The organism is Lysobacter dokdonensis DS-58 (genome assembly GCF_000770795.1).
GTDB lineage: Bacteria > Pseudomonadota > Gammaproteobacteria > Xanthomonadales > Xanthomonadaceae > Noviluteimonas > Noviluteimonas dokdonensis.
Window position 1 is genome coordinate 1 of the sequence record NZ_JRKJ01000006.1, and the last position, 13,956, is coordinate 13,956.

Below are 13,956 nucleotides of genomic sequence, written 5' to 3' on the forward strand. Positions count from 1 at the left end.
ACGCGCGCCTGCGCGCCGCCAAGGTGAAGGGCGCGGCGTCGCCGCGCGTGGTCGCGCTGGATGCCGAAGACGCCGAGGCTGCAAAGCCCGTCGCCACCACCGCGAAGCCCGCCACCAAGCCCGCCGCGCCGCGCACCGTCGCCGCCAAGCCTGCCGTTGCATCCGTGCCCGCCGCTTCCAACACCGGTTTCGCCGTCCAGCTCGCCGCGTTCAGCAAGTCGGCCGATGCGGCCGCGCTGCGCGACAAGCTCCGCGCCGCCGGGTTCAGCGCCTTTACCGAGGCCGTGTCCACCGACAAGGGCACCCTCACTCGCGTGCGCGTCGGTCCGGTGTTGAATCGCGGCGAAGCGGACCAACTCAAAGCGCAGGTCAAGAGCAAAGTCGGCCTGGACGGCGTCGTCCGTCCGCATCCTTAAGCGACAGGAATCCCCCATCCCATGTGCGGCATCGTCGGAATCGTCGGAACCTCGGAAGTCGCAGCCCAGCTGTACGACGGCCTCACCGTGCTGCAGCACCGCGGGCAGGACGCGGCGGGCATCGCCACCACCGACCGCCACAAGCTGCGCGTGCACAAGGGCAACGGCCTGGTGCGCGACGTGTTCGACGCCGAGTCGATGCGCCTGCTCGAAGGCCGCGTGGGCATCGCCCATTGCCGCTATCCCACCGCCGGTTCCGAGGGTGCCGACGAGTCGCAGCCCTTCTACGTCAATTCGCCGTACGGCATCGCGCTCGCGCACAACGGCAACCTGATCAACACCGACGCGTTGCGTCGCGAGGTGTTCGAACAGGACCGCCGCAACGTCAACACCGAATCGGATTCGGAAGTCCTGCTCAACGTGTTCGCGCACGAGCTCGACACGCAGAAGGCGCTCACGCCGCAGTCCGTGTTCAAGGCCGTCGAAGGCGTGAACCGCCGCGCGAAGGGCGGCTACGCCGTCGTGCTTGCGGTCTTGGGACTGGGCCTGGTCGCTTTCCGCGATCCGCACGGCATCCGCCCGCTGGTGCTCGGCAAGCGCACGTCACCGGCCGGTGACGAGTTCTGCATCGCGTCCGAGTCCGTCGCGCTCGACGTGCTCGGCTTCGACCGCGTGCGCGACATCGCGCCGGGCGAAGCGGTGGTCATCACCGCGCGCGGCGAGCTGTTCACGCAACAGACCGCGCCGTCGGACCTCACGCCTTGCATCTTCGAGTACGTGTACTTCGCGCGTCCCGACTCGATGATCGACGACATCTCGGTGCACAAGGCGCGAATGCGCATGGGCGTCACGCTCGGCGAGAAGATCCTGCGCCTGCGCCCGGACCACGACATCGACGTGGTGATCCCGATTCCCGATACCTCGCGCGACTCCGCGCTCGAAATCGCCAACGTACTCAACGTGAAGTACCGCGAGGGCTTCATCAAGAACCGCTACGTCGGCCGCACCTTCATCATGCCGGGGCAGGGCGAGCGCGCGAAGTCGGTGAAGCGCAAGCTCAATCCGATCCCGCTGGAGTTCAAGGGCCGCAACGTGTTGCTCGTCGACGACTCCATCGTGCGCGGCACCACCTCGCGCCAGATCGTGCAGATGGCGCGCGACGCCGGCGCCAACAAGGTCTACCTGGCGTCCGCCGCACCGCCGGTGCGTTATCCGAACATCTACGGCATCGACATGCCCTCGTCGGAAGAACTCATCGCGCACGGCCGCACCGAGGCGGAGATCGAACAGATGCTCGGCTGCGACTGGTTGATCTACCAGGATCTCGCCGATCTCGAGACCGCGGTCGCGGGCCCGAAGCACGTCGGCCGCAAGTTCGACAGCAGCTGCTTCAGCGGCGAGTACGTCACCGGCATCGACCCCGACTACTTCGAGCGCATCCGCCAGTTGCGCTCGGACGACGCGAAGAAGAAACGCCGCATCGCGTCCTGACGCCATGGCCTCGCTGTTCGACGCAGCGCGCGCGTGCCTCGACGCGGACACGCCCGAGGCCAAACTCGCTTTGACGGCGCAAGCTGCGGCGGATTTCGCCGACGGTGTCTTCGCCACGCTGGAAGACGAACGCGCACCCGAACCGATCCGCATGCCGGGCCGCCCGCCGCGCCCGCGGCTGGTGCATCCACGCGAATTGCCGCGGCGTGGCTTCGGCAGCAACGAGGGCCGCGCGGCCTTCATCCATGCGGTGGCGCACATCGAATTCAACGCGATCGACCTGGCGTGGGACGCGGTGTATCGCTTCCGCCATTTCCCGGCCGACTACTATCGCGACTGGGTCGGCGTGGCGGCGGATGAAGCGCGCCACTTTGCGATGCTGCGCGAACGCTTGCGCGAATTCGGGCACGACTACGGCGACTTCGACGCGCACAACGGCTTGTGGGAAATGGCGGAGAAGACCGCGCACGATGCGCTCGCGCGCATGGCGCTGGTGCCGCGCGTGCTGGAAGCGCGCGGGCTCGATGTCACGCCGGGGATGATCGAGAAGCTGCGCGCGCTCGGCGACGACAAGACCGCGGAGATCCTCGTGGTCATCCTGCGCGAGGAAGTCGCGCACGTGGCCGCCGGCTCGCGCTGGTACCGCTGGTGCTGCGAATTCCACGGCATCGAGCCGCGCGCGAAGTTCCGGGAATTGCTGGCGGAGTACGCGCGGCCGGTGTTGCACGGGCCGTTCAACCTGGAGGCGCGCAGCGCCGCGGGATTCGATGAAGAAGAGTTGGCGTCCCTGCAGCAACTGGACGCGAAGCACCCTTAGGCCAACGCCGACAACCTCGCCCCGTCGCGATCCACGCGCAACATCGACCCCTGTTCGTACCAATCCCCGAGCACGATGCGCGTGCCGTGCGCTTCGTCGTGCACCTTCGGGCGATGCGTATGGCCGTGGATCAGGCGCGGGATGCCGAAGCGCGCCATCGTCGAATCGACCGTCGCCGGCGCGACATCGGTGATCGCTTCCATCAGGCCTTGCCGCTTGAGTTCGCTTTGCTGCGCCTGGCTCGCCGCACGTGCCTGCTGCGCGAACGCGAGGCGACTGGGCAACGGTTGCGCGAGGAATTGCGCCTGCCACTTCGGGTCGCGCGTCTGCGCGCGGAAGGCCTGGTAGGCCTTGTCGTCGGTGCACAAGGTGTCGCCGTGCATCAGCACCGCGGGCGCGCCTTCGATCACGACGACCGCCGGATCCGGCAGGATGCGCATGCGCGCGCGCCGCGCGAACGCATTGCCGAGCAGGAAGTCGCGATTGCCGCGGATGAAATACGACGGCGTGCCCGCGCGGTCGAGTGCGGCGAGCCGATCGGCCACGTATGCGCCGACATCCGACGGATCGTCGTCGCCGACCCACGCTTCGAACAGGTCGCCCAGGATGTAGAGCGCATCCGCGCCACGGGCCTGGTCCTCGACGAACCGGCCGAACAATTCGGTGATCGCGGGCCGTTCGGCGTCGAGGTGGAGGTCGGAAATGAACAAAGTCGCCATTGCCGCCATTCTAGACGGCGCAGGCGTAAAATCGCCGGTCTTTCGCCCAGCTTCGCGACCCCCATGGCCGTCCGCACCCGTTTCGCCCCGAGTCCCACCGGCTACCTCCACATCGGCGGCGCACGCACCGCGCTGTATTGCTGGCTGGAGGCGCGCCGCCACGGCGGCGCCTTCGTGCTGCGCGTGGAGGACACCGACCGCGAGCGCAGCACGCAGGCGGCAATCGACGCAATCCTCGAAGCGATGGACTGGCTGGGCCTGTCCTACGACGAAGGCCCGATCTACCAGACGCAGCGCCTGGCGCGCTATCGCGAAGTCGCCGAACAGATGGTCGCCGACGGCACGGCGTACTACGCGTACGAAACGAAGGACGCACTGGAAGCCATGCGCGAAGCCGCGATGGCCGCCGGCGAGAAGCCGCGTTACAACGGCGCGTATCGCGAAGCGAACGCGGGTTACAAGGATGATCCCAACCGCGTGATCCGCTTCAAGAATCCCCTCGACGGCACCGTGGCCTGGGACGACAAGGTCAAGGGCCGCATCGAGATCGCCAACAGCGAACTCGATGACCTGGTGATCTTCCGCTCCGACGGCTATCCGACGTACAACTTCGCCGTCGTCGTCGACGACATCGACATGCAGATCAGCGATGTCGTGCGTGGCGACGACCACGTCAACAACACGCCGCGCCAGATCAACATCTATCGCGCGCTCGGCAAGCCGGTGCCGCATTTCGCGCATCTGCCGATGATCCTGGACGAGCAGGGCGCCAAGCTGTCCAAGCGCACCGGCGCGGCGGACGTCATGCAATATCGCGAGGCGGGCTACCTGCCGCATGCGTTGCTCAATTACCTCGCGCGGCTGGGTTGGTCGCACGGCGACCAGGAAATCTTCTCGATCGACGAACTCAAGTCCCTGTTCGACCTGAAGGACGTCAACGCGAAGGCCTCGCGCCTGGATTCGCAGAAGCTCGGCTGGCTCAACCAGCAGTACCTGAAGTCCGACGATCCGGATGAAGTCGGCAAGCATTTGGAATGGCACCTGCGCAACGCCGGTTACGACCTCGCGCACGGCCCGAGGCCCGCCGACATCGTGATCGCGATGCGCGACCGCGTGCAGACGCTCAAGGACATGGCCGAACGCGCGGCCGTGTGGTTCGGCCCGCTCACGGAGTACGACGACGCGGTGGTCGCCAAGCACCTCGTCGCCGGTGCGCGCGCGCCGCTCGCCGATGCGCGCGAACGCTTCGCCGCGCTGCCGGAATGGACCGCCGATAGCGTGAGCCAGGCGCTGCACGCCACCGCCGAGGCGCTCGGCATCGGCATGGGCAAGGTCGCGCAGCCGATGCGCGTGGCCATCACCGGCACGCAGGTCAGCCCGGACATCTCGCACACGGTGTACCTGGCCGGGCGCGAGCAGGCGCTGGCCCGCATCGATGCGGCCCTTGCAAAACTGCCTTCCGGGGACTAATTCAGGGCCATGGGCCACCACGACGCTTGCACCGACCCCAAGCACCACGTCCACGATGGCGATGCCTTCGTGCACGAGGTCGAGCGGGCGTGCGAGGCGCGCGGCCTCAACCTCACGCCGATCCGCGCCACCGCGATGCGCCTGATCGCCGATGCGGGCCGCCCGCTGAAGGCGTACGAACTGCTGGACCGCATGAAGGCGACGCACGAAGGCGCGGCGCCGCCGACGGTCTACCGCGCACTGGAATTCCTCGTCGACAACGGCTTCGTGCACAAGCTCGCGTCGATCAACGCGTTCGTCGGCTGCCACCACCCCGGCGGCGAAGCGCACGCGGTGCCGTTCCTCATCTGCGATGAATGCCACTCGGCGACGGAACTCGAGGACGACTCCATCGTGTCGTCGCTCGATGCCTCCGCGCGCGCACTGGGCTTCGCACCGCAGGCGCAGACGCTCGAAGTGCACGGCGTCTGCGCGAATTGCGCCCCGCGCAGGTAATCAGAAGAACGCGCGAACCCCGAACGCGAATCCACGTCCCGGCAACGGCGCGACGTCCTTCAGGAACGAGGTATGCGCGCGCGCCTGCTCGTCCAGCAGGTTGGTGCCGTCGAGGAAGAGTTCCAGTGCATTCGCGTGCTTCGTGTCGATGTGCCACGCGAAGTGGGCATCGACGAGCGTGTAGCCCGGCGTCGGTGTTTCGAACGCCGCCACGCGGTCCTGCTTGTCCACGCGCACGGCGTTGAGCGACGCACGCCAGTCGCCCTTCTCCCAGCGCCATTCCGAACCGAAGCGCGCCGGTGCGATGCGCGGCAGATCGCCGCCGTCGGCCAGCGAGGCGCGCACGAGATCGCCGTACAGGCGCCAATCCCAATCGCCCGACGCGTTCTCGACGATGTGCCAGGTCGCTTCGCCTTCCGCGCCGTTGAAACGCGCGTCGGCCTGCGACCACTGGCGGATCGGCAAGTCTTCGTCGCCGATTTCGCCTGTGTCCTGGAGATAGATGAAGTCGTCGTAGCGCACGTGGTAGATGGACGCGGCGAGTTCCACCGGACCGGCATGCCAATGCACGCCGAGTTCCGCACGGTTCGCGGTCTCGGCATCCAGGTCGGGCTGCCCGCGCTCGATGCTCTGCGTCGCCACGTGCGTGCCGTTGGAATACAACTCTTCCGCGGTGGGCGCGCGCTGCGCGCGATCCAGGCCGAAGTCGAAGTGCAGGTCTTCGCTCGCGTTCCACCGCAGGCTCGCGGAGAAGCTCGACGTATCGAACGTGCGATCCGGGCCGATAGCCGTCGCTGCGTCGGCGTCGATTTCGTTGCGATCGCCGCGCGCGCCGAGTTCCAGGCGCCAGGCCTTGCCGAAGTCGCGATTGCCGATCCAGAACAGACCCGCGTCCTTCGCATGCGTGCTCGGCACGAAGGCTTCTTCGCCGACGGCTTCGAAATCGCGCACGCCCCATTGCACGCCGAATGCACCGTTCCAGCCGGCGACCGGCTTGTGCACGAGTTCCAAGCGGCCTTCGTTGCTGGTGTTGTCGAAGCGCGTGCCGACTTCATTGCCTTCGAGTTCGGCGTGTTCGTATTCGGTGCGGCCCATCTTCAGGCGAACGCTGGCGAAGGGGCCGACATCGTCGATGCCCGCGCGCACTTCGGTGCGGCGCTGGTCCATGTCGATGCGCACGCCGCCTTCGTCCTGCGTCCCCGGGATGCCGTAGAGCGTGGAATACAGGCTCGCGCTCGCGCCGAAGAACCCGCGCGTGCCGATCCACGCGCCGCCGAGCGCGGCGCTGTCGGTGCGGATCGCCGTGCCCGTCAACGTGCCGGCCGGGGTGTCGGTATCGCCGGTTTCGCGATGCACCGCGTCGGCGTGCAATGCGAAGTTGTCGGTGCTTCCGTCGACGCGGACCATGCCGGTGCGTTCGTCGTTGACCGTGCCGGCGCGCAATTCGGCGCGGCCTTCGAGCGGGTCGTCGGTCAGTGCTTCGGGGATGCGGCCGTCGACGACGTTCACCGCGCCGCCGATCGCGCCGCTGCCGTAAAGCAGCGTGGCCGGGCCCTTGAGGACTTCGATCTGGTCGGCGAGGAACGGTTCGATCGACACCGCGTGGTCGGCGCTGACGGTGGACACGTCGCCCGAGCCGAGGCCGTCGCTCAACACCTGCACGCGCGCGCCATCGAAGCCGCGCACGATCGGCCGCCCGACGCCGGGCCCGAAGTAGGAAGACTGCACGCCCGGCAACTTGCCGACCGTTTCGCCCAGCGTGCCGGCCTTCGCCTCGTCCAGCTTCTCGCCCGACAGCACCGACACCGGGCGCGACATCTCGTCGGCCGTGGTCGGCAGCACCGCGCCCTGGATCTCGACGGCCTTGAGTTCCTGCGTGTGGTGGTCCTGCGGCTCGGGCGCCGGGGGGTCGGTTGCAAGCGCCGGGAACGAGAGGCTCAGCAGCAGTGCGCAGGCAAGGGGATGAACGCGGGGTCGGGTCATGGGCATCGGGGCGGGGAGGGGTGAAATTCCGTTGACGAGGAATGTTATATTGTTTCACCGCCTCGCCGACGTGGCCCATAAGTCACCCCGCGCAATCGTTCAGATGTCGCCTGCCCAACGCTCCCATCGTTTGCTCGACCGCCTCGGCGCCGCCGGTTCGTTGGTGTGCGCCGTGCATTGCGCGTTGCTGCCGCTGGCGATCGTCGCGTTGCCGGCGCTGGGCCTGGCATCGGCGCGGTACGAGGGGTTCGAACGGGCATTCGTGGCGTTCGCCTCGCTCGTCGGGTGCTTCAGCGTGTTCTGGGGCTATCGCCGCCACGGCTACGTGCGCGCGCTGGGCCTCTTGATCCCGGGACTGGGCGCGCTGTGGGCCGGGATCGCGTTCCCGCCGCTGCACCACAATCTGGTCGCCCACGCCATCGTGATGACCTTGGGCGGATCGCTCGTCGGCATGGCGCACCTGGCCAACCTCAGGCTCGTCCACGTGCACGACGCCAGTTGCGCCCATTGATATCTGCTAGGCTTTGCGCCCTCGCGCGCAGCGTGCGCGCAGATTTCGATACGAATACCAGGAGCACACGATGGGCAAGGGCGACCGCAAGACCGCCAAGGGCAAGCGCTACAACGCGAGCTATGGCAACGCGCGTTCCAGTTCGGCCACCAAGGCCTCGGGCACGGCCAACGCGCCGGCGGTGAAGAAGACCGCCACCAAGACGGCGGCCGCCAAGGCCCCGGCGAAGAAGGTCGTTGCCAAGAAGACCGCCTCGAAGGAGTGATCCTTCGCCAGCGCCGGTCGAAAGAAGCCCCGCAATCGCGGGGCTTCTGCTTTCCAGGTCAGTGCTTTTCGGCCTTCGCCTCGATCGCCGTCCACACACGCAGCATGTTCCCCCCGAGGATCTTGCGGATATCGGCTTCCGAATAGCCGCGCTTGAGCAGCCCATCCACCAGCACCGGGAAGTCTTTCACCGACTTGAGGTCCACCGGCAGCTCGCCCGACACGCCGTCGAAGTCCGAGCCGATGCCCACGTGGTCGATGCCCACGACTTTCACCGCGTAGTCGATGTGGTCCAGCACCGTGTCGACGTGCAGCACCGGCGCCGGGTGATCCTTCGCGAACTGCTTGTCGAAGGCTTCGATCTCCGCCTGCGACTTGCCCGCCTTCTTCATCGCGCCCATCTGCGCGCGCTTCTCGCCCCATTCCTTCGACTGCTTCGCATCGAGGAACACCGTGCCGAACGCGATCTGGATCACGCCCCCTTCCTTTGCGATGTCCTTCGCCAGGTCGTCGGGCAGGTTGCGCTTCCACGTCGGGGTGAAATGGCGGAAGCCCGAGTGGCTGGCGATGACCGGCACGTCGGTGATGCGCAGCACGTCGCGCAGGGCGTCGTCGGAAATGTGCGAGACATCGACGATGATGCCCAGGCGGTTCATCTCGGCGACGACCTTTTCGCCGAACGGGCTCAGCCCGCCCCACTTGGCCGTGTCCACGTACGACGAATCGGCGATGCGGTTGTCTTCGCCATGGCACAGCGTGATGTACCGGATGCCGCGGTCGAAGAAGAACTGCACCTTCGACAGGTCATCGCCGATCGGCGCGCCGTTCTCCATGCCCATCGGCAACATGATCTTGCCGATGTTCTTCTCGACGTCCTGCGGCGAGAGCAGCAGCGCGAACTTGTCCGGCGCGCGCGTGGCCAGCGACCGCACGAAGTCGATCTGCAGGTTCGCGATCGTCCACGCCTTGCCTGCCTGGTCTTCCTCGGCGGAGGTGAAGATCGACATCCAAGGCACGTCCAGGCCGCCTTCCTTCGCGCGCGGGTAATCGAACTCCCGCTTGGGCACGGACCCGGTGAGGTCGTTCCAATCGCCGATGGCGTTTTCGGGCGCGTCGATGTGCGTGTCGACGATGATCGCGTCCTGCGCGAGCTGGCGCGCCCTGGCGGACGGTTCGGCGGCGTGCAACACGCCGATCATGCACAACGGAAGCAGGGCGAAAGCGATACGACGCATGCGGAACACTCCCCGGTCGAACGAAGGATCACGCAAGGCGGGCGCCGCCTGCGTGGACGGTTTGGACAAGATCGCCGCCGAGCCAGTAGCACAGCTCCGACGGATGGCGGATGTTCCAGGCGACGAAGTCCGCACGCAGGCCGACGCGCAACACGCCGCGATCCTGCAAGCCCAGCGCGCGCGCGCCGTTGACCGTCGCGCCCCGCAGCGCTTCTTCGGGCGTGAGCCGGAAATGCGTGCAGGCCAGTTGCATCGCCTGGCGCAGCGACAACAACGGCGACGTGCCCGGATTGCAATCGGTCGCCACCGCCATGGGCACGCCGTGTTCGCGGAACGCCGCGAGCGGTGGCAGCTTGGTGTCGCGCAAGACGTGGTACGCGCCGGGCAACAGCACCGCGACGGTGCCTTTGGCGGCCATCGCGCGCACGCCGGCGTCGCTCGTATGTTCGACGTGGTCGGCCGACAGGCCGCCGAATTCCGCCGCGAGGCCCGCGCCGCCGAGATCGCTCAACTGGTCGGCGTGCAACTTGACCGGCAGGCCGAGCGCGCGCGCGGCTTCGAACACGCGCCGCGTCTGTGCCGGCGTGAAGCCGATGCCTTCGCAGAATGCATCGACTGCGTCGACCAGGCCTTCGCCATGCAGGCGCGGCAGCCACGCGCACAACGCCGCGACGTAGCCGTCGGCGTCGTCCTTGAACTCCGGCGGCAACGCATGCGCGGCGAGGTAGGTCGTGCGCACCGTGACGCCGAGGGTGTCGCCGATCGCGCGTGCCACGCGCAACATGCGGCGCTCGCTGTCGAAATCGAGGCCGTAGCCCGACTTGATCTCCATCGTCGCCACGCCATCGCGCAGCAACGCTTGCGCACGCGGCAGCGATTGCGCGAGCAACGCCGCTTCGTCGGCGTCGCGCACCGCGCGCACAGTGGAGAGGATCCCGCCGCCCGCGCGTGCGATGGCCTCGTACGTCGCGCCCTGCAGCCGCATCTCGAACTCGCGTGCGCGATCGCCCGCGAACACCAGGTGCGTATGCGCATCGACCAACGCAGGCGTCACCCAGCCACGCGTTTCGATGACGTCATTCGCGAGAGAAGCGGGCGAACCCGGCAATTCCGAGCGTGGCCCGACGAAGGCGAGCACACCGTCCTTCCATGCCAGCGCGCCATCGGCGATCTCGCCATAACCCGACGGCGCCGCCATCGTCGCGAGCGACGCGCCGATCAGCAGGCCATCGAAGGGGCGGGAAGGGGCGGTCATCCACGTGGATTGTAGGGTCACGGCCCCGGGGCGAGAATGCCGGGATGGAGACCCTGCACGCGGAACGCCTCTGGACCCCCGGCGGCTGGCGGATCGACGCCGGCTTCACCCACGACGCGGGGCGCATCGTCGAATGCACCGGCGCGCAGCCCAGCGAAGGCGCGGCCTGGGTGGTGCCGGGCATCGCGAACCTGCATTCGCATGCCTTCCAGCGTGCGATGGCGGGCCTGGCCGAGCGCCAGACGCATCCGCAGGATTCGTTCTGGACCTGGCGCGAGACGATGTACCGCTTCGCCGCGCGCTTCGATCCGGATACGCTGCAGGCCGTCGCCGCGCAGCTGTATGCCGAAATGCTCGAAGCAGGCTACACGACCGTCTGCGAGTTCCATTACCTGCACCACTCGCCCGATGGCCGCCCCTACACCGACGCGTCCGCGATGTCGCACGCGCTGATCGCCGCCGCGCGCGAGACCGGCATCCGGCTGACGTTGCTGCCCGTGATGTACATGACCGGCGGGTTCGACGGACGTCCGCTGACCGATCGGCAGAAGCGCTTCGGCCACGGCGTCGATGCGTACCTGCGCCTGTTCGACATGCTGCGCGGCGAAGAAAACGACACGCTGCGCGTCGGCGTCGCGCTGCACAGCCTGCGCGCGGTGCCGCCCGACGCGATGCGCGCCGTGCTCGCGCAATTGCCCGCCGAGACGCCCGTGCACATCCACATCGCGGAGCAACTGCCCGAAGTCGTCGATTGCCAGGCGTTGCGCAACGCGCGACCGGTCGAGTGGTTGCTCGGCAACGCGAAGGTCGACCGCAACTGGACCCTCGTCCACGCCACGCACCTGGATGCCGCGGAAATCAGGGGCATCGCGAACAGCGGCGCGACGGTGGCGATCTGCCCGACCACCGAAGCCAACCTCGGCGACGGCCTCTTCCCTTTGCGCGCCTTCCTCGAAGCGGGCGGCTCGTGGGGCATCGGCTCGGACTCGCACGTGTCGGTCTCCCCGGTCGAAGAATTGCGTTGGCTCGAATACGGCCAGCGCCTGGTCACGCACCACCGCAACGTGTCCGTCGGCACCGCGACGACCAGCGCCGGCGAATCGATGCTGCACGACACGATGGCGAGCGCCGATCCATCGACCGGGCAAGCCATCGGCTGCTTCTACGAGGGCGCCTGCGCCGATTGGCTGGTCCTCGACCGCGACGCCCCGCAGTTCATCGGCGCGACGACGGACGACGCAATCGACCGCTGGCTGTTCGCCGGCAACGCACCGCATATCCGCGAGGTGCACGTCGCGGGCAAGCAGACCGTGCACGAAGGCCGCCATCGCGACCGCGAAGCGATCTTCACGCGGTTCAAGGCGGCGATGCATACGCTGCTTGCGTGACGCACGGCGACGGAAAATCGAAGCAGGGATTTCGCACCCGCTCGCGACGCGTGTTCGAGAACTCGATCATCCGCGGCGACGATTGGGTCGACGCCGCGTTCGATCGGCTCAACACGCGATTCAAGCGCAATCGTCCGCGGCACATCGCCGCATATCGCGGGTTCGCGGATGCGCAGGGCGTCGAGCTCCTCGGCCGCGTGCTCGCGCAGAAGCCGCTCGGCGGCCCGGGCGAGCACGACGATTGGTGGGACAACCTGCTCAACACCTATCGCCGGTTCGATACGGACGAGGTGCCGCGCGTGCCGCTGGCCGCCACGTTCCGTGGCATGCGCCAGGAGACGGTGACGGATCACGAGGGGTATTACGCCGCGAGCTTCGTGCCGACCGCGCCCGCCACCGACACCCTGTGGGCGCAAGCGCGCATCGCGTTGCAGGACGACACGCTCGACACCGTGCAACCGGTGTTGCAAGTCCTGCCGAACGCCGGCTTCGGCATCATTTCCGACATCGACGACACGATCCTGCAAAGCAGCATCACCGACTGGAAGATCGCTGCGCAGCTGACCTTCCTCGGCAACGCGCGCACGCGCAAGCCGCTGCTCGGTGTCGCGAAGTTGTACGCCGCGCTGCAGTCGGGCACGAACCCGTTGTTCTACGTGTCGAGCTCGCCCTGGAATCTCTACGACCTGCTCGATGACTTCCTCGAGCTCAACGCGATTCCGCCAGGCCCGATCTTCCTGCGCGACATCGGCACCGATACGGGCAAGTTCATCAAGACGCCGGGCCACGGGCACAAGCTCGAACGCGCGCGCACGCTGATCGCGCGCAACCCGCAATTGCGATGGATCCTGCTGGGCGACTCGGGGCAGGCGGACGCCGAGTTGTACTCGGAAGCCGCGCAGGAATTCGGCGAGCGGATCGCCGCGATCTACATCCGTGATGTCGACCCCGAGACCGACAGTCCGCTCGACATCGGCGTGGATGCCTACATCGAGAAGGTCGCCGGTACGAAGGTGCCGATGCTGCGTGCGAAGGACAGCGTCGCCATCGCGGAGCACGCCGCGTCGATCGGCCTGCTCGACCCCGCCGCGATTCCTGCGATCGTCGCCGAAGTCCGCAAGGACGCGGCGCGCCCGACGCCGACGGAGGCCGCGGTGGAGGAGACGGTGGAGCAAGCCAAGCCGAAGTAGGCGCGTCCGTTCTTGTCGCTGCGGTGCGTTCCACCCGGAGTCGCTCGTGCGCGGAGAAGTGCGATGGTCACGCTCACATCCCGTCGTCGGTTGCTCGGTCAGCTCGGCGGTATCGGCAGCCTTGCGTTCGTGATGCCACGCAGCGCCTTCGCCGCACTCGCGGCGACGCCTGCGCAGACGGCGGGGCCCTTCCGGCCGTTGCGTCCGTTGGAGAGCGATTCGGATCTCACGTTGGTGAAGGGCGCCAAGGGGCAGGCGAGCGGACAGATCATCCAGGTCGCCGGCCGCGTGCTGGACGTCGACGGCAAGCCCATCCGTGGCGCCACGGTCGAAGTCTGGCAAGCCAACTCGCACGGGCGTTACGACCATCCACGCGACATCAATCCCGCGCCGCTCGATCCCAATTTCCAGGGCTACGCGCGCCTGCGCACCGATGACGAAGGCCGTTATCGCTTCAAGACCGTCAAACCCGGCGCGTATCCGATCAACCCGGTGAACCCGGGCGCCGTGCGACCACCGCACATCCATTTCGACGTCGCCCGCGCGAAGACGCACCTGGTCACGCAGATGTATTTCCCGGGCGAAGCGCTCAATGCCGGCGACATCATCTTCGGCGCACTCGGCCCGAGCGGCGCCGTCGCGATCGCTACAAAACTGCCGTCGACCGACGACATGGCGTCGACCGAGCTGTTGTTCGGGTGGGACATCGTGCTGGCGTAGCG

14 protein-coding genes are annotated in these 13,956 nt (G+C 67.6%); 10 read left to right on the forward strand and 4 right to left on the reverse strand.

All coding sequences use genetic code 11. The features are described from left to right. The 3 genes from LF41_RS05590 to LF41_RS05600 form a co-directional block, all read left to right on the forward strand. Positions 1 to 416 (forward strand): SPOR domain-containing protein (locus LF41_RS05590; RefSeq protein ID WP_036167132.1); only part of this gene is annotated, 416 nt, incomplete at its 5' end. Positions 417 to 437: 21 nt separating this feature from the next. Further along, the gene (gene purF, locus LF41_RS05595; protein ID WP_036167134.1) at positions 438 to 1,907 is read left to right on the forward strand and encodes an amidophosphoribosyltransferase; all 1,470 of its coding nucleotides are present in this window, start codon (positions 438 to 440) and stop codon (positions 1,905 to 1,907) included. 4 nt (positions 1,908 to 1,911) lie between these two features. Then, on the forward strand, positions 1,912 to 2,724 hold the full coding sequence (locus tag LF41_RS05600) for a ferritin-like domain-containing protein (protein ID WP_036167137.1): 813 nt from the start codon (positions 1,912 to 1,914) through the stop codon (positions 2,722 to 2,724). Here the strand turns inward: LF41_RS05600 and LF41_RS05605 are convergent. Beyond that, positions 2,721 to 3,443 (reverse strand): UDP-2,3-diacylglucosamine diphosphatase, encoded by a 723-nt coding sequence (locus tag LF41_RS05605; RefSeq protein ID WP_036167140.1) that lies wholly within the window; start codon positions 3,441 to 3,443, stop codon positions 2,721 to 2,723. The two genes, LF41_RS05600 and LF41_RS05605, sit on opposite strands and share 4 nt — an antisense overlap. Positions 3,444 to 3,506: 63 nt before the next feature. Between LF41_RS05605 and gltX the strand changes: the two genes are divergently transcribed. Both gltX and LF41_RS05615 read left to right on the forward strand, forming a co-directional pair. After that, positions 3,507 to 4,913, forward strand: coding sequence for a glutamate--tRNA ligase (gltX, locus tag LF41_RS05610; protein WP_036167142.1), 1,407 nt, complete (start codon positions 3,507 to 3,509; stop codon positions 4,911 to 4,913). A 9-nt stretch (positions 4,914 to 4,922) separates the two neighbouring features. Then, positions 4,923 to 5,408 carry a Fur family transcriptional regulator gene (locus tag LF41_RS05615; RefSeq protein WP_036167145.1) on the forward strand — a complete coding sequence of 162 codons (486 nt, stop codon included), beginning with the start codon at positions 4,923 to 4,925 and terminating at the stop codon, positions 5,406 to 5,408. Here the strand turns inward: LF41_RS05615 and LF41_RS05620 are convergent, their stop codons facing one another. Then, entirely contained in the window at positions 5,409 to 7,397 is a 1,989-nt protein-coding gene (locus tag LF41_RS05620) for a TonB-dependent receptor (RefSeq protein ID WP_036167148.1), read from the reverse strand. 97 nt (positions 7,398 to 7,494) lie between these two features. Here LF41_RS05620 and LF41_RS05625 point away from each other — a divergent pair, with 97 nt between their 5' ends. Then, positions 7,495 to 7,902 carry a MerC domain-containing protein gene (locus LF41_RS05625; protein ID WP_036167151.1) on the forward strand — a complete coding sequence of 136 codons (408 nt, stop codon included), beginning with the start codon at positions 7,495 to 7,497 and terminating at the stop codon, positions 7,900 to 7,902. A 70-nt stretch (positions 7,903 to 7,972) separates the two neighbouring features. Further along, the gene (locus tag LF41_RS05630; RefSeq protein WP_036167154.1) at positions 7,973 to 8,167 is read left to right on the forward strand and encodes a 30S ribosomal protein THX; all 195 of its coding nucleotides are present in this window, start codon (positions 7,973 to 7,975) and stop codon (positions 8,165 to 8,167) included. Positions 8,168 to 8,225: 58 nt separating this feature from the next. Here LF41_RS05630 and LF41_RS05635 read toward each other — a convergent pair whose 3' ends face one another. Together LF41_RS05635 and hutI are read right to left on the reverse strand one after the other, a co-directional pair. Next, complete coding sequence (locus LF41_RS05635) at positions 8,226 to 9,401, reverse strand: dipeptidase (RefSeq protein ID WP_036167158.1); 1,176 nt, start codon at positions 9,399 to 9,401, stop codon at positions 8,226 to 8,228. 28 nt (positions 9,402 to 9,429) lie between these two features. After that, entirely contained in the window at positions 9,430 to 10,656 is a 1,227-nt protein-coding gene (gene hutI / locus LF41_RS05640) for an imidazolonepropionase (RefSeq protein ID WP_036167161.1), read from the reverse strand. Between the two features lie 44 nt (positions 10,657 to 10,700). Between hutI and LF41_RS05645 the strand changes: the two genes are divergently transcribed. The 3 genes from LF41_RS05645 to LF41_RS05655 all read left to right on the forward strand — a co-directional run bounded on the left by LF41_RS05645 (position 10,701) and on the right by LF41_RS05655 (position 13,954). Further along, positions 10,701 to 12,044 (forward strand): formimidoylglutamate deiminase, encoded by a 1,344-nt coding sequence (locus LF41_RS05645; RefSeq protein WP_036167165.1) that lies wholly within the window; start codon positions 10,701 to 10,703, stop codon positions 12,042 to 12,044. Positions 12,045 to 12,094: 50 nt separating this feature from the next. After that, complete coding sequence (locus LF41_RS05650; RefSeq protein ID WP_052116172.1) at positions 12,095 to 13,234, forward strand: App1 family protein phosphatidate phosphatase; 1,140 nt, start codon at positions 12,095 to 12,097, stop codon at positions 13,232 to 13,234. Positions 13,235 to 13,297: 63 nt separating this feature from the next. Next, positions 13,298 to 13,954, forward strand: a complete 657-nt coding sequence (locus LF41_RS05655; protein ID WP_084073411.1) for a dioxygenase family protein — start codon at positions 13,298 to 13,300, stop codon at positions 13,952 to 13,954. Positions 13,955 to 13,956 lie beyond the last annotated feature (2 nt).